General features: G+C 67.5%; 18 protein-coding genes. 6 read left to right on the top strand and 12 right to left on the bottom strand.

Features of this window, described 5'->3' with window-relative positions; all coding sequences use genetic code 11:
- Nucleotide 1: 1 nt before the first annotated feature.
- Both ACVWYS_RS02490 and ACVWYS_RS02485 read right to left on the bottom strand, forming a co-directional pair.
- Complete coding sequence (locus ACVWYS_RS02490) at nt 2-697, bottom strand: redox-sensing transcriptional repressor Rex (RefSeq protein WP_116765279.1); 696 nt, start codon at nt 695-697, stop codon at nt 2-4.
- A 73-nt stretch (nt 698-770) separates the two neighbouring features.
- Nucleotides 771-1,043 carry a glutaredoxin family protein gene (locus ACVWYS_RS02485; RefSeq protein WP_344366517.1) on the bottom strand — a complete coding sequence of 91 codons (273 nt, stop codon included), beginning with the start codon at nt 1,041-1,043 and terminating at the stop codon, nt 771-773.
- A gap of 160 nt (nt 1,044-1,203) precedes the next feature.
- Between ACVWYS_RS02485 and ACVWYS_RS02480 the strand changes: the two genes are divergently transcribed.
- A complete protein-coding gene (locus tag ACVWYS_RS02480) occupies nt 1,204-2,022 on the top strand; it encodes an HAD family hydrolase (RefSeq protein ID WP_456508331.1) in 819 nt (272 codons plus the stop codon).
- Nucleotides 2,023-2,216: 194 nt separating this feature from the next.
- Here the strand turns inward: ACVWYS_RS02480 and ACVWYS_RS02475 are convergent, their stop codons facing one another.
- From ACVWYS_RS02475 to ACVWYS_RS02460, 4 genes are all read right to left on the bottom strand, one after another.
- Entirely contained in the window at nt 2,217-2,315 is a 99-nt protein-coding gene (locus ACVWYS_RS02475) for a 30S ribosomal protein bS22 (protein ID WP_003792170.1), read from the bottom strand.
- Nucleotides 2,316-2,520: 205 nt separating this feature from the next.
- The gene (locus tag ACVWYS_RS02470; RefSeq protein WP_116765282.1) at nt 2,521-2,742 is read right to left on the bottom strand and encodes a helix-turn-helix domain-containing protein; all 222 of its coding nucleotides are present in this window, start codon (nt 2,740-2,742) and stop codon (nt 2,521-2,523) included.
- Nucleotides 2,743-2,953: 211 nt separating this feature from the next.
- A complete protein-coding gene (locus tag ACVWYS_RS02465) occupies nt 2,954-4,096 on the bottom strand; it encodes a 3-deoxy-7-phosphoheptulonate synthase (protein WP_456508330.1) in 1,143 nt (380 codons plus the stop codon).
- A 363-nt stretch (nt 4,097-4,459) separates the two neighbouring features.
- Nucleotides 4,460-5,050, bottom strand: a complete 591-nt coding sequence (locus ACVWYS_RS02460; RefSeq protein WP_344366526.1) for a TetR/AcrR family transcriptional regulator — start codon at nt 5,048-5,050, stop codon at nt 4,460-4,462.
- A gap of 109 nt (nt 5,051-5,159) precedes the next feature.
- On the opposite strand from ACVWYS_RS02460, the gene ACVWYS_RS02455 reads away from it, so the two are divergent.
- The 3 genes from ACVWYS_RS02455 (at nt 5,160) to ACVWYS_RS02445 (ending at nt 10,445) form a co-directional block, all read left to right on the top strand.
- Nucleotides 5,160-6,446 carry an MFS transporter gene (locus ACVWYS_RS02455; RefSeq protein ID WP_456508329.1) on the top strand — a complete coding sequence of 429 codons (1,287 nt, stop codon included), beginning with the start codon at nt 5,160-5,162 and terminating at the stop codon, nt 6,444-6,446.
- The gene (locus tag ACVWYS_RS02450) at nt 6,447-8,945 is read left to right on the top strand and encodes a beta-glucosidase (protein WP_456509318.1); all 2,499 of its coding nucleotides are present in this window, start codon (nt 6,447-6,449) and stop codon (nt 8,943-8,945) included.
- Between the two features lie 153 nt (nt 8,946-9,098).
- Nucleotides 9,099-10,445, top strand: coding sequence for an alpha-hydroxy acid oxidase (locus ACVWYS_RS02445; protein WP_456509317.1), 1,347 nt, complete (start codon nt 9,099-9,101; stop codon nt 10,443-10,445).
- An 84-nt stretch (nt 10,446-10,529) separates the two neighbouring features.
- On the opposite strand, the gene ACVWYS_RS02440 is transcribed toward ACVWYS_RS02445, so the two are convergent.
- Nucleotides 10,530-11,108: an ArsR/SmtB family transcription factor gene (locus ACVWYS_RS02440; RefSeq protein ID WP_456509316.1), complete on the bottom strand. Its 579-nt coding sequence runs from the start codon at nt 11,106-11,108 to the stop codon at nt 10,530-10,532.
- Nucleotides 11,109-11,189: 81 nt separating this feature from the next.
- The gene (locus tag ACVWYS_RS02435) at nt 11,190-12,413 is read right to left on the bottom strand and encodes an acetoin utilization protein AcuC (RefSeq protein WP_456509315.1); all 1,224 of its coding nucleotides are present in this window, start codon (nt 12,411-12,413) and stop codon (nt 11,190-11,192) included.
- A 118-nt stretch (nt 12,414-12,531) separates the two neighbouring features.
- On the opposite strand from ACVWYS_RS02435, the gene ACVWYS_RS02430 reads away from it, so the two are divergent.
- Together ACVWYS_RS02430 and ACVWYS_RS02425 are read left to right on the top strand one after the other, a co-directional pair.
- Nucleotides 12,532-13,965, top strand: coding sequence for a TrkH family potassium uptake protein (locus ACVWYS_RS02430; protein ID WP_456509314.1), 1,434 nt, complete (start codon nt 12,532-12,534; stop codon nt 13,963-13,965).
- 40 nt (nt 13,966-14,005) lie between these two features.
- On the top strand, nt 14,006-14,644 hold the full coding sequence (locus ACVWYS_RS02425; RefSeq protein ID WP_202615744.1) for a potassium channel family protein: 639 nt from the start codon (nt 14,006-14,008) through the stop codon (nt 14,642-14,644).
- Between the two features lie 2 nt (nt 14,645-14,646).
- Here ACVWYS_RS02425 and proC read toward each other — a convergent pair whose 3' ends face one another.
- From proC to ACVWYS_RS02405, 4 genes are all read right to left on the bottom strand, one after another.
- Nucleotides 14,647-15,480, bottom strand: a complete 834-nt coding sequence (gene proC / locus ACVWYS_RS02420; protein ID WP_344366550.1) for a pyrroline-5-carboxylate reductase — start codon at nt 15,478-15,480, stop codon at nt 14,647-14,649.
- Nucleotides 15,481-15,937: 457 nt separating this feature from the next.
- Nucleotides 15,938-17,263 carry an RNA polymerase sigma factor gene (locus ACVWYS_RS02415; protein ID WP_456509313.1) on the bottom strand — a complete coding sequence of 442 codons (1,326 nt, stop codon included), beginning with the start codon at nt 17,261-17,263 and terminating at the stop codon, nt 15,938-15,940.
- A gap of 21 nt (nt 17,264-17,284) precedes the next feature.
- Nucleotides 17,285-17,626 (bottom strand): YciI family protein, encoded by a 342-nt coding sequence (locus ACVWYS_RS02410; protein WP_116765357.1) that lies wholly within the window; start codon nt 17,624-17,626, stop codon nt 17,285-17,287.
- A 137-nt stretch (nt 17,627-17,763) separates the two neighbouring features.
- The gene (locus tag ACVWYS_RS02405; protein WP_116765292.1) at nt 17,764-18,768 is read right to left on the bottom strand and encodes a Ppx/GppA phosphatase family protein; all 1,005 of its coding nucleotides are present in this window, start codon (nt 18,766-18,768) and stop codon (nt 17,764-17,766) included.
- Nucleotides 18,769-18,829: the final 61 nt, after the last annotated feature.

Here is an 18,829-nt window from a genome sequence, read left to right as displayed (position 1 = left end):
CCTAGTCGGCGTCCTCCGGGTCCTGCGCCCGTTGTGCGTGATAGGCCAGGATCTGCAGTTCAGTTGCCATGTCGACCTTGCGGAGGTTGACTCCCGGCGGGACCTGCAGCATCACCGGGGCGAAGCTGAGGATGCTCCGCACACCGGCGGCAATCACGCGGTCGCAGACATCCTGGGCCACCGCGGCGGGCAGGGCAAGGACCACCATGTTGGCGCCCGTCCGTTGCAATACCGGCTCAAGGTCCGCGGCGTCGCTGACGCGCAGCCAGCCGACTTCGCTACCCACCACCATCTGGTCGGCGTCGAAAATTGCCACGATGTCAAAGCCCCGCGACTCGAATCCGCCGTATCGGGCCAAGGCCTTGCCCAGGTTGCCCGCACCGACGATTGCGACCTTCCAGTCATGCGTCAGCCCGAGGGCGGCCGCGATGTGCCGGTTGAGGTACTGGACCTCGTACCCCACGCCCCGCGTTCCGTAGGAGCCAACATAGGAAAGGTCCTTGCGCAGCGTCGAGGAACTAACCCCGGAGGCCTCGGCCAGGGACTCGGACGAGACCCGGTCCACCCCTTCAGCCAGCAGAGTGGTCAGGGCGCGCAGATAAATGGTCAGCCGCGCCACGGCCGCGGGCGGAATCTGTTTGGCGGCAGTCCCGGCTCCCCCGGGAACAGCCTCGGGAGATGAATCCAGCGAAGTCACTATCTGCTCCATTGCGTCGCGTTGTGCTTCCCACTCTAGAGCCCGCGCGCATCACGCAACAAAGCACCAGGCGTCAGGGCTGTTGTCCGAGGGCCCGCTGAAGGGTCCGTGTCAGGCGGGCCTCGTCGATCTTCCAGAAATCCCGCTGCACGCCGTCCACCAGCACCACCGGGATCTCCTCGGCGAATCGGTCGCGCAGCCCGGCGTCGTCGTCCACGGATTGCTCCGTCCAACCGATCCCGAGGGCAGCGGTGACGCGGCCGACGGCGGCGCGCGCCTCCGTGCACAGGTGACAGTTAGCTTTGGTGATCAGTACTACATCGGGGAAAGACGCGGGTGTGGCCATGGATCCACCGTAGCCCGGCGGGCGCGTCGGCGTCGACGCGCTGCACTCCCCTCATGGGGACAACACCGGCGGCGGCGCTTGGGGGGCCGTCATGCAGTCCTGCCGCCGCGTCGCGCGCCCGGCGGGCGGTCCGGGGCCGGTCATTGACTAGACTCGTGGCATGCCCGAGGAGAAAAACGTCGCTGTGGCCAGCGAGCCCGCTGCAACGCCGCAGCACGGCGAGGCCGCGTTCTTCGACGTCGACAACACCCTCATGAAGGGCGCAAGCCTTTTCCACGTGGCACGCAAACTGCACCAGCGCGGCGCTTTCACCCTGTGGCAGGCTGCCGGCTTCGCCTGGAAGCAGTTCATGTTCATCCTGCGCGGCGAAAACATGGACGATGTCCATGCCGTCCGGGATTCCGCCCTGTCCCTCGCCGCCGGCATCACGGCGAAGGATATCGAGGCCCTGGGCGAAGAGGTCTATGACGAGATGATCGAGTCGCGGATCTGGCCGGGGGCCAAAGCCCTGGCCGAGCAGCACCTCCGGGTCGGGCGCAAGGTTTGGCTCGTCACTGCGACACCGGTCGAGGTGGCGAACGTTATTGCCAGCCGGCTGGGCCTGACCGGGGCGCTGGGCACTGTGGGCGAGATCCTGGACGGCTCCTACACCGGACAGCTCGTGGGCGAAATCCTCCATGGCCCGGCCAAAGCGGTGGCGGTCCGCGAAATCGCCGAGGACCAGGGCCTGGACCTTGGCCACTGCTGGGCCTACAGCGATTCCCACAACGACATCCCGCTCCTGAGCATGGTGGGACACCCCGTCGCCATCAATCCCGACTCCAAGCTGCGCCGTTACGCCCGCGAGCACAACTGGCCGGTCTACGATTTCCGCTCCGGCCGGCGCGCTGCCACTCTGGGGTTCAAGGCCGCCACGGTGGGCGGGGCCATCTACGGCCTCTGGCGGGGGTTCTCCCGCTTCCGCGGCCCCGGCCGCTAAGCTCCGGACCTTTCCGCCGCGGTTCCGGTCGCGCGCGGCGCGGATCCGGCCCGCCGTCGTCCGGTCCGGTAGCCTGCGCCCGGTTCCGCAGCCCGTGCCCGTTTCCGGCGCAAAATCCCTGCCCGCCCGCACAAGGGCAAGAAAATGCCCGCCACCTGGAAGGCAACGGGCATTTCATGCAGTGCGAAGTATTGCTACTTCTTATTGCGACGCTGGTGGCGCGTCTTGCGAAGCAGCTTGCGGTGCTTCTTCTTGGCCATACGCTTGCGACGCTTCTTAATAACTGAACCCACGAAAGTTCCTTACCGGCTAGATGCAGTACCTGCCTGTTGGGAAGGGTCCGCGGGCTAAGCAGCAGACTGAAACAACTGACAGGTTCTTACAATGACGTAAAACGTTCCTTAACAGGGTACCGCCTCTCCGGGGCACCCCACGACCGCGGGCCGTATGCGGGCCCCAAAGCAGTCAATTCACGCTGAGAAAGATGTTGCGGACTGTTTAACCAGTCCCGGCGTGGCCGTCGCTCGAGTCGACGACAGCACCCTTGAGGTACTGCTCGACGGCGTTCTCCGGTACGCGGTAGGAGCGGCCGAAGCGAACGGCCGGCATCTCCCCCGAATGCACCAGACGGTACACAGTCATCTTTGATACCCGCATGAGTTCCGCGACCTCAGCCACGGTCAAAAAACGGGCTTTGGAGAAGTTGGCCTCCGTAGACATTTCCCTTATTCCTTTGCTCAAGCGAACGGCAGCCCCACCTGATGCCATGGCGGTGTGCCGATGCTGAGCCATCAAACAACCATGTGAAAGCAACTGTAGTTGCTCATGGTGCCAATGTGAAAGGCTTCCGCAGGAATACCCACGCACTTTCCGCAGGAATCTCGAAATGCTGGCCGCGCCGGCACCCCGTTCCCTGGTCCGGGTTGCGGCCTCAGGCGCGGGTCCGGCGCGTGCGGGCCGAGGCCGCCAGTTGGCCGAGCACCGACGCCGTTACGTCCCAGTCCATGCAGGCGTCCGTGACGCTCTGGCCGTAGACCAGTTCGTCCCGCCCCGAGCCTGGTTCTGCGGCTGTGCCTGCGGCGTTGGCCGAGGCGTTGACGTCCAGGTTCTGTGCCCCGCCCACCAGGAAGCTCTCCAGCATGACGCCGGCGATGGCCCCGGCAGCGGCTCCGGCGCTTTCCAGCTGGGATCCGATTTCGAGGGCGACCTCGGCCTGGCGGTGGTGGTTCTTGCCGCTGTTGGCGTGGCTGGCGTCGACGATCAGCCGGGGGTTCAATTGCTTCGCGGCCAGCTTGGCCGAAGTGGCCTCAACGTCGGCGGCGGAGTAGTTGGGTCCCTTGCGTCCGCCGCGGAGAATGATGTGGGTGTCCGGATTGCCGGCGGTGGCCACGAGCGCGGCCCTGCCGTCGTCGTCGATCCCGAGGAACGCCTGGGCGGCCGCGGCGGCGCTGCAGGCGTCCAGCGCCACCTGGAGGTCGCCGTCGGTCCCGTTCTTGAACCCGATCGGCATGGACAGCCCGGAGGCCAGCTGGCGGTGGATCTGGCTCTCCGTGGTGCGGGCGCCGATTGCGCCCCAGGAGACGAGGTCCGCGACGTACTGCGGGCTGATGGGCTCGAGGAACTCGGTGGCCGTGGGCAGTCCGAGCGCGGTGACCTGCCGCAGGAATGACCGGGCCGCGCGCAGGCCTGCGGCGATGTCGTGGCTGCCGTCCAGCCGGGGGTCGTTGATCAGGCCTTTCCAGCCGACCGTGGTGCGCGGCTTTTCGAAGTAAGTGCGCATGACGATCAGCAGGTCTTCACGGTGCTTCTCTGCCTGGCTCACCAGCCGGCGGGCGTATTCGAGGCCGGCCTTGGGGTCGTGAATGGAGCACGGACCCACGATCACCAGCAGCCGGTCATCGACGCCGTCCATGATGGCTCGGACCTCGTCGCGGCTTCGTCCCACCACCTCGGCCATGCGGGCCTCCAGCGGCAGTTCCGCCCTGAGGTCCTGCGGGGTGGGCAGCGGGGTGAACTCGCTGACGCGCAGGTTCGAGGTGGATTGCTGGGTGTCGGCGGCTGCTTCGATGCTCATGTTCGGGTCCTGTTCCGGGTGCGGAGCGGGCCCTGATCAGAACCCGCCGGAGAAATGGCGAAGGGCAGAGAATGATCTCTGCCCTGTTGGCTCTGAAGGAAAGTTGGATGCGTGTCAGTTAGACGCGGGCCCCTCCAGAGCCAACGAAAAATACGCATACCAACGGTTAGTCATAGCGTCGACCATAGCCCCGGAGCCGAGGAAGGGGCAAACGCCGGGCGTAACATTTCGCCGGCACCGCCGCCACCCAGCCGGCGGGCCACCCCAGCTCCCCGGCCGCCCCACGTCGTCGAGACGGCAGATCACGGCGCTATCTGGCGGGTCGATGCTGCCGCAAAGTGTCATCTCGGGGCGGGCACGGGGTCAGGCCGCCGGCGGGGCCAGCAGGACGTCGACAAGCTGGGTCAAGCCGTCCGCCATGTCCACGTCCTTGTCGTAGAGCCACTGCAGCTGCAGGCCGTCAAACGCTGCGATCACCAACCTGGCCAGGATGTCCGGCGCAACGTCCGTCCGCACCGAACCCGCACCCTGGCGGTGCGCGATGTCCTGCCGCAATTCCTCGACCAGCTGCGCGTACCTGTCCTGGAAATAGCCGTGGGAATCATGTCCGGGGTCGTTGGCGGTCGCCGACGCCACGGCGTACAGAGTAGTGAGGCCCGGTTCGCGGCGGTTTCGCTCGGCAACGACGGCGAGGGAAGACAGCCCCACGTCCCCCGTCCCCCCGGCTTCCCGGCTGCGCCGGTCCCGTTCGGCCAGCACGGCCGTCAGGAGTTCCTGTTTGCCAGTGAAGTAGTGGAAAAGTGTTGCCTCCTTCACGCCGACGAGTTCGGCGACGCGCTTCAGGGCAGTGCCCTCAAAGCCTTCTGTGGCGAACACATCGGTCGCTGTCCGAACGATCTGCTCGCGGCGTTCCGCTCCTTTGGCGTAGGGCCCGCGCGGCTTCGAGATTGACATTGACACAGTTTATTTCACCTTTTTGTCTTAAAACCTAGTCGCACTCGGTTTTTATGGTTACGATCATTTCCAGGGCCCAACGGAGGGCCACTTTTCGTCAGGAGGCAATGTGGCCGTCAGGACCATCAACCAGGATTCAGCGGCTCAGGCCGCCCATCAGGCTCCCAGCAGCCTGGAACCGTCAATCAGCAAGGCTTCCCGCGCCTACGTGATCGGGATGCCGATCGCGAGCGCCGGTCTGTGGATGGCGGTGCTTGCGCCGGCCATCGTTGTTCTGGCCATCAAGGTTTCCGAAATCACCACGCCGGACACGCGCGCCGGTGCGCTGAGCCTTGTCGCCGGCGTCGGCGCCATCGTCGCCCTTCTCGCCAATCCGTTCTTCGGCCGTCTGAGTGACCGCACGACGTCCCGCTTCGGAATGCGCAAGCCGTGGATCATCGGCGGGGCGCTGACCGGGCTTGTTGCGCTTTTCTTTTTGGGTTCGGCCACCACTGTCGCGGGGGTCCTGGTCGCGTGGATCTTTGCCCAGCTAGGCTTCAACGCGGCACTCGCGGCGCTGGTGGCCACCCTTCCGGACCAGGCCGCCCCCTCGGAACGCGGCCGCCTGTCCGGGCTCATCGGCATGACCCTGTCCGTCGGGCTTGTGGCCGCGGCGTTCTTCGCGCAGCTCTTCGACAATGCCCTGCAGATGGCCGTTGTTCCCGGCGTCGTGGGGACCGCCCTGGCCATCGGCTTCGCTTTCACTTTCAAGGACCGCGTCCTCACCGAGAAGCCCGCTCCGCTGAACCTCAAGGAGATCCTGGGTTCGTTCTACTTCAACCCCCGCACCTACCCTGGCCTGGGCTGGGCCTGGCTGACCAAGTTCATGGTCTATGTGGGCTACTGCGCGGCCCTGCTCTATCTGCCGTACTTCTTCACCGACCAGCTCCACGTAGCCCCGACCCAGGTCACCACCCTGGTCTTCCAGGCAACGCTGATCAGTTCCGCCGGCACGGTGCTCACCAGCGTGGCCGGCGGTTGGCTCAGCGACAGGATCGGCAAGCGAAAGGGCATGGTGATCGCCTCGGCCCTCATCATCATGGTCGGCCTTATCGTCATCGCCACGTCCAGCACCACCGACCAGGTCCTGGTGGGCCAGGCCATCGCCGGACTGGGCCTGGGCTGCTTCGGCGCCGTGGACGTCGCCCTCATCGCCGACCTCCTGCCGGGTACCCAGTCTGAAAACGCCAAGACCTTCGGCGTGTTCAACATTGCCCAGGCGCTTCCCCAGTCCCTGGTGCCTGCCGTCGCCTTCCCCGTGATCGCCTTGGGCGGATACCCCGCACTGTTCCTCGGCGGCGCCGTCGTCGGCATCATCGGGGCGATCCTCGTCACCCGCATCAAAGGAGTCAAGTAAATGAACCCCTCGCTATCCCCTGCCGTCCTGGCCCTCTCCCCGGATTCGCCGGATGCGGAGGCCCGGATCCGCGAGCTCGCTGCCGGTCTGAGCCTGGAGCAGCAGATCCAGCTGCTGACCGGAGCGGATGTGTGGTCCACGCACGCCATCCCCGAAATCGGGCTCAGCCGCGTCGTGATGTCCGACGGCCCCGCCGGCGTCCGCGGCGAGGACCTCGATGAGCGCCACGACTCCGTCTCGCTGCCCTCGTCTTCCGCCCTGTCCGCGACGTGGAGCGTTGAAACCGCCCGCCGCTACGGTCAGGTACTCGGGCAGGAGGCCCGGCGCAAGGGCGTCCACGCCGTCCTCGGCCCCACGATCAACCTCCACCGCTCGCCGCTGGGCGGTCGGCACTTCGAATGCATGAGCGAAGATCCCCGCCTCACCGCGACGCTGGCCGCCGGGTACGTCTCCGGCGTGCAGTCCATGGGCGTGGGCGCCACCCCGAAGCACTACCTCGCCAACGAGGCCGAGACGGAGCGTTTCACATCGGATTCCGTCGTGGCCGAGCGCCCGCTCCGCGAGCTCTACCTCGCCGCCTTCGAAGACGCCATCACCGAAGCCCGCGCCTGGCTCGTGATGAGCTCGTACAACTCCATCAACGGCACCACGGCCAGCGAAAACAAACTCCTCGAGACGCCGCTCGCCACGGAATGGGGCTTCGACGGCGTCGTCGTGTCTGACTGGACCGGGGTCCGGTCCGTGGAGGCTGCCAATGCGCACCAGGACCTGGAAATGCCGGGACCTGTGGGTCACTGGGGCCCGAAGCTGCTGGCGGCCGTGAACGACGGCCGGGTCAGCCGGCACGCCATCCTGGAAAAGGTCACCCGCATCTTGCGGCTTGCCGCCCGCGTGGGTTCCCTCGAGGGATTCACGCCGGCCGTGACGGACCTGCCTGCACAGTTGAACGGCGCCGCCGTCGCCCGTGAAGTGGCTGTCCGTGGCGCGGTACTGGTCCGTAACGAGGGCGGAATCCTGCCGCTGGACGCCGCGAAGCTGGGCAGCGTGGCAGTGATCGGCCACAACGCCGAGGAGGCGCGCACGCAGGGCGGGGGCAGCGCCACCGTCATGCCCAAATACACCGTCTCGCCGCTGGAGGGACTGCGAAAGGCGCTGCCCGACGGCGTCGACGTCACCTATGCCCGCGGCGCCAAGGTGGCGGAAGGCCTTCAGGCGTTCCCGCGCACCTCGCTTCACAACCCGGTATCAGGTGTGCCCGGAATCCGGGTCACGTTCCTCACAGCGGACGGAACAGAGATCTCGGGCGAAGACCGCCTTGCCTCACATCTGATCTGGTTCGGCGTGGGCATTCCCGACGGCACCGCAGCCATCCGGATGCAGGCCGACTGGACCGCGGAAACGGCCGGTATCCACCACCTCGGCGTCGGGACCGTCGGTCAGATCCGGCTCGCCCTCGACGGGGATGAAGTGTTCAACGGTGAGCTCGAGGACGACACCGACGTCCTTGGCGCCGCCTTGTTCGACCCGCCCAAGACCGTCCACGCCCTTGAGGCCGCGGCCGGCCGGAGGGTCCGGATCGACGCCGAATACAGTCTGCCGAAGCAGCAGGTCATCCCGTTCACGGCCATCCTGCTGGGCGAGGAAACCGTGGTCACGGATCCCCAGGCGGAGATCGACGCTGCCGTGGACGCCGCACGGGACGCCGACGTCGCGGTGGTGGTGGTTGGAACCAACGCGGCGATCGAATCCGAGGGTTTCGACCGCAAGGACCTTGACCTGCCCGGCCGGCAGAACCAGCTCGTGGAAGCCGTAGCCGCGGCCAACCCGCGCACGGTAGTTGTGGTCAACTCCGGTTCGCCGGTACTCATGCCCTGGCTGGACAAGGTTGATGCGGTCCTGCTGGGCTGGTTCGGCGGCCAGGAGTTCGGCACCGCAGTCGCCGATATCCTGCTCGGCGCCGAGGAGCCCGGCGGCCGGCTGCCCACCACCTGGCCTGCGGCTTTGGCGGACGTTCCGGTGCTCGCCACCAGCCCCGTCGACGGCAAGGTGGTGTATTCCGAGGGGATCCACATCGGCTACCGCGCGTGGCTCCGGCAGCAGGCCAACGGCGGAGCTGCGCCGGCCCTGCCGTTCGGATTCGGCCTCGGGTACACCACGTTCGACGTCGGCAGCCCGCACGCTCCGGCATCCGTTCCCGCCAACCAGGACGTGGTGGTGCACGTGCCGGTCCGGAACACGGGCACGCGCATCGGTCGGGAAATCGTCCAGGTCTATCTGGACCGCGCCGACTCCGCCGTGGAGCGGCCGGTCCGCTGGCTGGCCGGCTACGCCGGAACACACCTCGCGCCCGGCGGAACGGAGAGCGTTGAAGTCCGGATCCCGGCCAAGGCGTTCGGCCACTACGACGGCGGCTGGCAGTTTGAGCCCGGAACCTTCCGGCTACTGGTAGGCCGCCACTCGGCCGATGATTTCCAGACCCTGGACATCGAACTGCGCTAAGGCCTTTCGGCCCGCCCGAGGCTTGGCGAAGGAGCAGTTGGCGGCAGTGCCCATTACCGGCGCTGCCGCCAACCGCGTCCCTTGTCACCACCGGCCACCCCCTAGAGTGTGAAAGGACCCCAACACGAGCATCCGACCGCTTTGGAGGAAGCCATGAAGCAGACCTTCCCGCCCGAGAACCCAGAGGCCCCCACAACGCCGAGCGCGACGGCGCCGGACATCCAGGCGCCCGGCGCCCGTGCATTCGGGCAGGCCGGCCCCGGGGCCGTTCCGGCGGCGCTGAGGCGCCGCGTGCCCAAGTACGCCGACCTCGCGCCCCTGATGCAGTTCAAGAAGCCGGAGTTCAGCCGGGCCGCCCGGCTGCGCCGCGCGAGCACCATCTGGGACCTGCGCGACATCGCCAAGCGCCGCACACCCCAGGCGCCGTTCGACTACACCGACGGCGCCGCAGAAGCCGAAATCACCCTCCGCCGCGCCCGCCAGGCCTTCCTGGACATCGAATTCCGTCCCGGCATCCTGCGCGACGTCTCCAGCATCGACCTCAGCACCGAGATCCTGGGCGGCCCGTCCCGGCTGCCGGTGGGCATCGCGCCCACGGGATTCACCCGGATGATGCAGTCCGAAGGCGAATACGCCGGCTCCCGGGCCGCCGAAGCCGCCGGCATCCCGTACACCCTCTCCACCATGGGCACGGCGTCCATCGAGGACGTCGCCACCGCCGCACCGGCCGGCCGCAACTGGTTCCAGCTCTACCTCTGGACGGACCGGGACCGGTCCCTGGAACTGATCCAGCGCGCCGCCACGGCCGGCAACGACACCCTCATGGTCACGGTGGACACCGCCGTCGCCGGCGCCCGCCTCCGGGACGTCCGCAACGGCATGACTATCCCGCCCGCACTGACGCTCAAGACCGTCCTGGACGCCTCCTACCGGCCCGCATGGTGGTTCAACTTCCTCACCCACGAGCCCCTGACCTTCGCCTCGCTCTCCCGCTACACGGGCACCGTCGCAGACCTGATCAACTCCATGTTCGACCCCACCCTGACCTTCGCCGACCTCGACTGGCTCCGCGAGACCTGGAAGGGCAAACTCGTGGTCAAGGGCATCCAGACAGCAGAGGACGCCCGCAAAGTGGTGGACCACGGCGCGGACGGGATCGTGCTCTCCAACCACGGCGGCCGCCAGCTGGACCGGGCACCGATCCCCTTCCACCTGCTCCCCGAGGTGTCCGCCGCCCTGAAGGCGGACCGAAGCGACGCCGCGATCATCCTGGACACCGGCATCATGAGCGGCGCGGACATCATCGCCGCGCTCGCCCTGGGCGCCGACTTCACGCTGATCGGCCGCGCCTACCTCTACGGACTCATGGCAGGCGGCCGGGCCGGCGTCGACCGCGCCCTCCAGATCCTGGAGAAGGACATGCAACGCACCATGGCCCTGCTGGGCGTGAGCCGCATCGGGGACCTCACCCCGGACCACGTGCGGATCCTCCGGGGCTAAGTCCGCAGCCTAGATGGCATTTCGCGGCAGAGTTGGCGCCGGGCACTGGCGCGAACCGCCAACACAAGACGGGAGGCCGGAGGGCTACTTCTTGCGGCCGAACTTGGGCAGGTTGGCGAGGAGGTCCGCGGCCTTGGTGGCGGCGCGGCCCACGGTCCGCCCGATCTGCTGGGGCATCTTATCCTCGCCGGCGGTTCCCACCGGGATAACGACGGCGGGGCTCAGCGGGCTGCCGGCAGGGCGGCCGGCCAGTGCCGCAGCCGGCTGCGCGCCAGCCTGCGCTGCGGCAGGTAACGGCTGCGGGGCGGCCGCGGCTGCCAGGCTGTCCGGCAGCGCTGCGGGGCTGGTTTGGGGGCTGGATTCGGGGTGGCGGGCCGGTGCCGTGTCCGGGGCCGCTGCTGGGACGACGTCGAAGGTCTGCAGCCAGTTGGCAACGCCGGCAAGGGGCTTCGGGTTGAGCGCGTAGTAGCGCTTCTGGCCCTGGGCGCGCATGCTCACCAGGTCCGCTTCCCGGAGGACCTTGAGATGTTTTGAAATGGTGGGCTGGCTTGCATCAAGCTCCTGGACCAATTCCCCCACTGCCTTATCCCCCTTGCGGAGGGCCACCAGAATGTCACGCCTGGTTGCCTCAGCAATGACGGCAAATACGTCGTCTGTCACCATGTCCTCCACACTAGCGACATATACGCCAGATGGCATCCACAAATTGGCGGGCTGCCGCCTGGCCTGATCCGCGGCGCGGAGCTAGTCGAACCAGGGGTCCAATCCATGCAGGGGAAACACTTCTTTGCGGGTGGCCATGATGGTGCGGTCCACCGCGTCGTTGGGGTCGAACCCCACTTCCCAGGACCGCCACCAGACGTCGACGTCGTCGCCCATCAGTTCAGGGGGCTCGACGCCGAACTTGGCCCCGTACTTGTCCCTGACGTAGCGGCGCCAGTCCTCCGGAACCGGGGTGCGCAGGGGGACAGGCCGGCCGGCGGCGATGGCGATGAGGTGGCTCCAGGAGCGCGGCACCACGCTGACGACGTTGTAGCCGCCGCCGCCCGTGGAAATCCAGCGGTTGTCGCAGTAGCGCGCGGCGAGATTGCCGATCGCGGTGGCGGCCTCACGCTGGCCGTCCACGCTGATGTTCAGATGGGTGAGCGGGTCAAGCCGGTGCGAGTCGCACCCGTGCTGGCTCACGATGACTTCCGGTTCGAACGCGCCGATGAGTTGCGGCACGACGGCGTGGAAGGCCCGCAGCCAGCCGGCGTCGCCGGTGCCCGCCGGGAGGGCCACGTTCGCGGCGCTGCCCTGCGACCCCGGGCCGCCGATCTCATTGGCAAACCCGGTGCCCGGGAAGAGAGTCAGCCCGGACTCGTGCAGCGAAATCGTCAGGACGCGCGGATCGTCCCAGAAAATGCTCTGCGTACCGTCGCCGTGATGGGCGTCGACGTCGACGTAGGCGACGCGCCGGATGCCGCCGTCAAGCAGTCGCTGGATCGCGAGGGCGGCGTCGTTGTAGATGCAAAAACCGCTTGCGCGGTCCCGGGAGGCGTGGTGCATTCCGCCGCCGAAGTTCACGGCCCGCACCGCGCTGCCGTCCAGGACGGCGGCGGCCGCCAGCAGGGAGCCGCCGGCCAGCCGGGCGCTGGCCTCGTGCATGCCGGCAAAGGCGGGGTCGTCCTCGGTTCCGAGGCCCCTGGCTTCATCGGGGGTGTCCGGATCTTCGCTCACGCGCCGCACGGCGGCTACGAACTCGGGGGTGTGGACCGCGCACAGTTCCTCGTCGGCGGCGACTTCCGGGGCAGCTACTGTTACGTGCTCCAGATCCAGCAGTCCCAGGCTGCCGGCCAGCTTCGCTGTGAGCTCCATGCGCTCGGGCGCCATCGGGTGGCTGTGGCCAAAGTTGTAGGCGGTCATGGCAGGAGCCCACACCACCGTCGTTGGCAGCGCGGCCTGAGAGAGTCCGGGCAGGAATGTCATCACTCACAGGCTACCCGAGCGTCCCCCTGCTTCCCGCGTGCGCAGGCGTGCTCCCCCGGTCATGACGCGGACTTTAGTGGTTTACTACTGAGGGAAGCAGTTTCAACCAAGGAAAAACATGACGCAAAGCCAGTCGAGGTCTACGCGCACGGCCAGCTGGCAGCCAGGCATGCCGGAGCGGGACGGCCTGTGGATCTTCACACGCCTGCGCGACTTCATTGACAGCATCGCGAACAGCTCGCCGGCCCGCCTGGCCCTCACGGTGTTCGGCATCGTCATCGTGGTTTTCACCACGCTGCTTTCGCTGCCTATCGCTTCCGCCACCGGACAGGTCACACCCGTGCACGAGGCCCTCTTCACGGCCGTGTCCGCCGTCTGCGTCACAGGCCTGACCGTGGTCTCCACGGCCGCGTATTGGTCCTTCTTCGGTCAGCTCGTGATTCTGGTCGGCATTTTCGTGGGCGGCCTGGGCACCCTGACTCTCGCGTCGCTGCTGGCGCTCATGGTCAGCAAGAAACTCGGTGTCCGCGGCAAGCTGATTGCCCAGGAGGCCATGAACAACGCCGGCCGGCTCGGCGAGGTCGGCACCCTGCTCCGGATCGTGATCGTGACGTCAGTCGTGATCGAGGGCGCACTGGCGCTGGCCCTGGTCCCCCGCTTCCTGATCCTCGGGGAGAGTTTCCCACAGGCCCTCTGGCACGGCGTCTTCTACGCAATTTCGTCGTTCAACAACGCCGGCTTCACCCCGCATTCGGACGGAATCGTCCCCTACGAAACCGATCTCTGGATCCTCATCCCGCTCATGCTCGGTGTGTTCCTGGGCAGCCTGGGCTTCCCCGTGGTCATGGTGCTGCAGCAGAACGGGCTGCAGTGGAAGAAATGGAACCTGCACACCAAGCTGACCATCCAGGTGTCCTTCATCCTCTTCGCCGCCGGGGCGCTCCTCTGGGGGCTCCTGGAATGGGACAACCTGCGCACCATCGGGGGCATGGACCTCGGCGACAAGATCACGCATTCGCTGTTTGCCTCCGTCATGCTGCGTTCAGGCGGCTTCAACCTTGTGGACCAGAACAACATGGAATCCACCACCATGCTGGTCTCCGATGCCCTCATGTTCGCCGGCGGCGGCTCGGCATCCACGGCCGGCGGCATCAAGGTCACCACCATTGCGGTGATGTTTCTGGCGATCGCCGCCGAGGCCCGCGGCGACGCCGATGTCAAGATCTACGGCCGGACCATCCCGGAGGGCACCATGCGCGTGGCCATCTCGGTGATCGTCGCCGGCGCCACCCTCGTCTCGGTCTCGGCCCTGCTGCTCCTGCACATCAGCGGCGCCTCCCTGGACCGGGTCCTGTTTGAAACCATTTCCGCCTTCGCCACGGTGGGCTTGAGCACCAATCTCAGTGCCGAATTACCGCCGTCGGGGGTTTACGTCCTCACTGTGCTCATGTTTGCCGGGCGCGTCGGGACGGTCACCCTCGCCGCCGCCCTGGCCCTGCGCCAGCGCAGCCAGCTGTACCACTACCCGGAAGAGAGACCGATCATTGGCTAGTTCCTCAGGCGCCGTCAACCGCCCCGCCCACAATGCCCCCGTGCTGGTGATCGGGCTTGGCCGCTTTGGCGCATCCACCGCAGAGCAGCTGGTGAAGCAGGGCCGGGAGGTGCTTGCCATCGAGCGCGACCGCACCCTGGTCCAGAAGTGGGCTGGCGTCCTGACGCACGTGGTGGAAGCCGACGCCACCAACATCGACGCCCTCCGCCAGCTCGGAGCCCAGGAATTCAGTTCCGCCGTGGTGGGCGTGGGCACCTCGATCGAATCCTCCGTGCTGATCACGGTGAACCTCGTGGACCTCGGGATCGAACACCTCTGGGTCAAGGCGATCACGCCCTCGCACGGCAAGATCCTGACCCGGATCGGCGCCAACCACGTCATCTACCCGGAAGCCGACGCCGGCGTCCGCGCCGCGCACCTGGTCTCGGGCCGCATGCTGGACTTCATCGAGTTCGACGACGACTTCGCCATCGTCAAGATGTACCCGCCGCGCGAAACCGTGGGCTTCACGCTCGACGAGTCCAAGGTCCGGTCCAAGTACGGCGTCACGATTGTGGGCGTAAAGTCTCCGGGCGAGGACTTCACCTATGCGCGGCCCGAGACGAAGGTTTCCTCACGGGACATGCTCATTGTTTCGGGCCACGTGGACCTGCTGGAACGGTTCGCCGCGCGCCCCTGAGTTCAGCCGAGCTGGCGGGTGATTTCCGCCGAGCGGGCGGCGGCCGCGCGGGCGCCCTCGGCGATGATGGCCGGCAGGCCGCGCTCATCAAACGTCGCGATGGCCCGTTCCGTGGTGCCGTTCGGGCTGGTGACCGCCTTGCGCAGCGACGCGGGGTCCGCCCCGGGCTCGGCCAGCATGAAGCCGGCCCCCGCGACGGTCCCGCGGGCGAGCAGCAGCGACAGTTCCGGGTCCAGGCCCAGTTCGACGCCGGCCGCCGCCATGGCTTCCGCCAGGTAGAAGGCGTAGGCCGGCCCCGAGCCGCTGATCGCCGAGACGGCGTCCACCTGCTCTTCGGGAACCTCCACCACCGTGCCGGCGGCTGCGAGGATGTCTTTCGCGTGCTGGAGCTGCCCGGCCGAGCAGCTGCTTCCGGGGGTGACGGAGACCATGCCGCGGCCGAGCTTCGCCGGAGTGTTCGGCATCGTGCGGATGACGGGCTGGCCGGCCGGCAGCACGGCTTCGAGCTGCGCCAGGGAAACGGCGGCTGCGACGCTGATGACGATCGTGTCCGGAGAGAGGGAACCGCTGATTTCCCGTGCCAGGTCCGCGATGCCCGCCGGCTTGACGCCCAGGATCACGACGCCGGAGCCGGTGGCCGCCTGTTTGTTGTTTTCGGGCTCTTCTTCGCCGGCGATGGCCGTGATCCCGTGATGGCGCTCTGCGAGCCCGGCCGCGCGGTCAGCCCGGCGCACCGTCGCGACGATGTCGGCGGGATCGACGCCGCCGTCGATCAGGCCGCCCATGATTGCCTCGTTCATTGATCCACAGCCCAGGAATGCGATTCGGTTGCTCATGCTCCCATCATTGCAGTCCGGCCCGATTCCCAGCCAGCTCACACCTTGGCCGCAGTCAGCGCACAACTTCGGAGCCTAGCGTTGTCATTACCTCATTGAGGGTGCGAGTGATGCAGCAGGCATGCGGATGCCTGCGTGGCACCGGTGGTCTGCAGCGGGTTTTCCCATTTTCCCGCAGCGGACCATCGGTGCCTTTTCCGTTTAAGCCGGCGCCCATTCCGGCTGACTCCTGCGGCGTCGCGCCACCGCAGCGGAACGACGGCGGATTGTCAGCGAACTCACAGGTGACTCCCGCCGTGCGCCCATCTGCGGCCACTACCGTGGAGCGTGCCTCAACAGGTGCGAGTGATGATAGCCGGTTCCACCGGAGCCGGCGGTGCGCCGGGTGTTTGCAGCAGATTTCCCCCAAGTCCTGCTCCAAGCGCCCGGCGCTACTCCGTTAAGCGAGCTGCGAGCTTCAAGGCACCTGCGAGTCCGGCCGCTCGCGGTCTCTGGCCCCGGCGAGCCAGCAGCTCCGGAGCTTCTCTTCCAGAAACCGGCGTTCCGCCGCGCTCCCGGCAAGCTCCAGCGCCCGCCGGTAGGCCCCGGCAGCCTCCGGAGCGCGGTCCAGGCGCACCAGGAAGTCGGCGCGGACGGCGTGGAAGAGGTAGTAATTGTCCAGTCCCAGGCTCTCAACCTCCGACAACCCGGCAGCGGGACCGTGCAGCTCCGCCACGGCGACGGCGCGGTTGAGGGCCACGACCGGTCCGGGTGCGACGGCCAGGAGCAAGTCATACAACTGCAGGATCTGTGCCCAGTCGGTGCCGCGGGCGGTCGCGGCGTCGCTGTGGACGGCGTTGATCGCGGCCTGAAGCTGATAGGGCCCCGGCCGGTTCCGGCGCAGGCACTGACGCACCAGCTCCTGGCCCTCGGCGGCCAGCGCCCTGTCCCACCGCTGCCGGTCCTGTTCAGGCAGCAGCACGAGTCCGCCGTCGGGAGTAAACCGCGCGGCGCGGCGGGACTCGATGAGCAGCATCAGTGCCAGCAGTCCCCTCGCCTCCGGTTCGTCCGGCATGAGGGACGTCAACAGCCTGCCAAGCCGGATGGCCTCCCAACAGAGCTCCGTACGGCCGGGGCTGTCCGCGGGGCCGGCGCTGTAGCCTTCGTTGAAGATGAGGTAGACGACGGCGAGCACCGATTGCAGCCGCTCTGGCAGGTCGGCGCCCTGCGGGACGCGGTAGGGGATCTTGGCGTCGCGGATTTTCGCCTTGGCCCGGACCAGCCGCTGGGCCATGGTGCTCTCCGGAACGAGGAAGGCCCGGGCGATCTCCGGCGTCGTCAGTCCGCCCAGAAGCCGCAGCGTGAGCGCCACCTGGGCGGGCCTGGCCAGGGCCGGATGGCAGCAGGTGAAAATCAGCCGCAAAGTGTCGTCGTCCACGTCGTCGATTCCTGCCTGGTCCGCAAGGAGCTGCTCGTCCGCGGCCGGTGCTGATCCGTTCCCCGCCGGCGCCGCAGACAGGAAAGCGGCCTGTGCGTATTTGTCCTCGCGCGAGGACTCCCGCCGGAGCCGGTCGATGGCCCGGCGCCGTGCCGTGGTGATGATCCAGCCGGCCGGGCTGGGCGGGACGCCTGCCGAGGGCCAGTGCCGGACCGCCGCCGTGAAGGCATCCTGGACGGCGTCCTCGGCTATATCGATGTTCCCGAACGTGCGCGTCAGGACGGCTACTGCCCGGCCGTATTCGTTCCGGAAGACCCGGGCAATGTCCGCCTCGGTGGCACCGGCGCGGGGGCCATGACCGTTCACGGCAGCGTTCCCGTCCGGGGGCTAGTGCTGGAAGGGACGGACTTCAACGGGAAGGGTCGTGACGCCGGCCAGCTTCCGGGCCCAGCCGAGGGCCGCGTCCAGGTCCTGGGCTTCGATGACGGTGAAGCCGCCCAAGTGCTCTTTGCCTTCGGTGAACGGCCCGTCGGTGATAAGAATCTCGCCGTCACGGGGCCGGAGGACGGTGGCGGACTCCGCGGGGTGCAGTCCGGCGGCGAACACCCAGGCCCCGGCTGCCTGCATCTCACGGTTCAGGGCCGCCAGGTCCCGCATGATCGGTTCGAGGACCTCAGGTCCCGGGACCGGGCCGTCCGGCTGGTAAATGCTGAGCAGGTACTGCGACATTTCAGGTGCCTCCTTGTGGAATCCGCCGGCGGCGTGCCGGCCTCTCAGCAACTACACGAACGGAACCCCTGCAGATCGACACTTCCAATCGGCACTTCCAATCGAACCCGCAGGATTCGCAGCGGACACTGACCGGGTCAGGAAACCTTCTCCGGGGACTGGAGCTGCGCCGGCGGCCTCTGCGCCACATGCGGTGCGGGGTCGAGCGGCCCCTCGAACACCAGTTGGTCCAGGCGGCGGAGGATGAGTCCCTCGCGCAGCGCCCACGGGCAGATCTCCATGCTGGCGAACTCGAACATTTCCAAGGCGGCCTCCGCGACGAGCGCGCCGGCGAGGACCTGCGGCGCCCGGGCCTCGGAAACGCCGGGCAGGTGGAACCTGTCCCCGATCTCCATGGCAGAGACACGCTGCGCCCAAAGCCCCAGGTCCAGCGCCTGCAGCTCGCGCTTGACGTACGGCCCGGCGGCGCTGGGGGCGGCCCCTGCGATCCTGGCGAGGGACCGGAAGGTCTTGGACGTGCCCGCCACATGGTTGGGCCTGCCCAGTTTCTCGAATTTGCGCACGGCGGGCTTGAGCGTGGAGCGGATGTAGCGGCGCAGCTCCTTGATGCTTTTGGCCGAGGGCGGGTCTCCGGGGAGCCAATCGCGCGTCAGCCGGCTGGCCCCGAGCGGCACGGACATCGCCAGCTCGGGGAGTTCGTCCTGTCCGAGGGCCATCTCGAAGGAGCCGCCGCCGATGTCCAAATTCAGGATGGGCCCGGCGCCCCAGCCGTACCAGCGGCGGACGGCGAAGAACGTCATGGACGCCTCTTCGCTGCCGGTGAGTTCCCGGAGGGTGACCGTGGTTTCATGCTTGACGCGGGCCAGGACCTCCGCTCCGTTGGTGGCCTCGCGGATGGCCGAGGTGCAGAACGCGAGGAGGTCGTCGGCTTTGTGCTTGGCGGCGAATTCCCACGCTTCAAGGACGAATTCGACAAGCTCATGCTGGCCGGCGTCGTTGATGTTGCCGTCGCCGTCGAGGAACTGCACGAGGGACAACGGCCGTTTGTGTGAAGCGAAAGGGACCGGCCGGGCGCCGGGGTGTGCGTCGACCAGCAGGAGGTGGACGGTATTGGACCCGATATCGAGGACGCCTAGACGCATGTTGCCATTATTGCCCCCACTGAAGCGGCTGGTCTAACTGCGACGGCGGTATTCGCGAAGA

The organism is Arthrobacter sp. TE12231 (genome assembly GCF_054062895.1).
This window is presented reverse-complemented; position numbering and strand designations above follow the sequence as displayed.

Excerpts from the sequence above, each read along its gene's own strand:
- ACVWYS_RS02485 (WP_344366517.1), bottom strand. The coding sequence starts at position 1,043 with ATGGCCACACCCGCGTCTTTCCCCGATGTAGTACTGATCACCAAAGCT.
- ACVWYS_RS02480 (WP_456508331.1), top strand. The coding sequence starts at position 1,204 with ATGCCCGAGGAGAAAAACGTCGCTGTGGCCAGCGAGCCCGCTGCAACG.
- ACVWYS_RS02470 (WP_116765282.1), bottom strand. The coding sequence starts at position 2,742 with ATGTCTACGGAGGCCAACTTCTCCAAAGCCCGTTTTTTGACCGTGGCT.
- ACVWYS_RS02465 (WP_456508330.1), bottom strand. The coding sequence starts at position 4,096 with ATGAGCATCGAAGCAGCCGCCGACACCCAGCAATCCACCTCGAACCTG.
- ACVWYS_RS02460 (WP_344366526.1), bottom strand. The coding sequence starts at position 5,050 with ATGTCAATCTCGAAGCCGCGCGGGCCCTACGCCAAAGGAGCGGAACGC.
- ACVWYS_RS02450 (WP_456509318.1), top strand. The coding sequence starts at position 6,447 with ATGAACCCCTCGCTATCCCCTGCCGTCCTGGCCCTCTCCCCGGATTCG.
- ACVWYS_RS02445 (WP_456509317.1), top strand. The coding sequence starts at position 9,099 with ATGAAGCAGACCTTCCCGCCCGAGAACCCAGAGGCCCCCACAACGCCG.
- ACVWYS_RS02440 (WP_456509316.1), bottom strand. The coding sequence starts at position 11,108 with ATGGTGACAGACGACGTATTTGCCGTCATTGCTGAGGCAACCAGGCGT.
- ACVWYS_RS02435 (WP_456509315.1), bottom strand. The coding sequence starts at position 12,413 with ATGACATTCCTGCCCGGACTCTCTCAGGCCGCGCTGCCAACGACGGTG.
- ACVWYS_RS02430 (WP_456509314.1), top strand. The coding sequence starts at position 12,532 with ATGACGCAAAGCCAGTCGAGGTCTACGCGCACGGCCAGCTGGCAGCCA.
- proC (WP_344366550.1), bottom strand. The coding sequence starts at position 15,480 with ATGAGCAACCGAATCGCATTCCTGGGCTGTGGATCAATGAACGAGGCA.
- ACVWYS_RS02410 (WP_116765357.1), bottom strand. The coding sequence starts at position 17,626 with ATGTCGCAGTACCTGCTCAGCATTTACCAGCCGGACGGCCCGGTCCCG.
- ACVWYS_RS02405 (WP_116765292.1), bottom strand. The coding sequence starts at position 18,768 with ATGCGTCTAGGCGTCCTCGATATCGGGTCCAATACCGTCCACCTCCTG.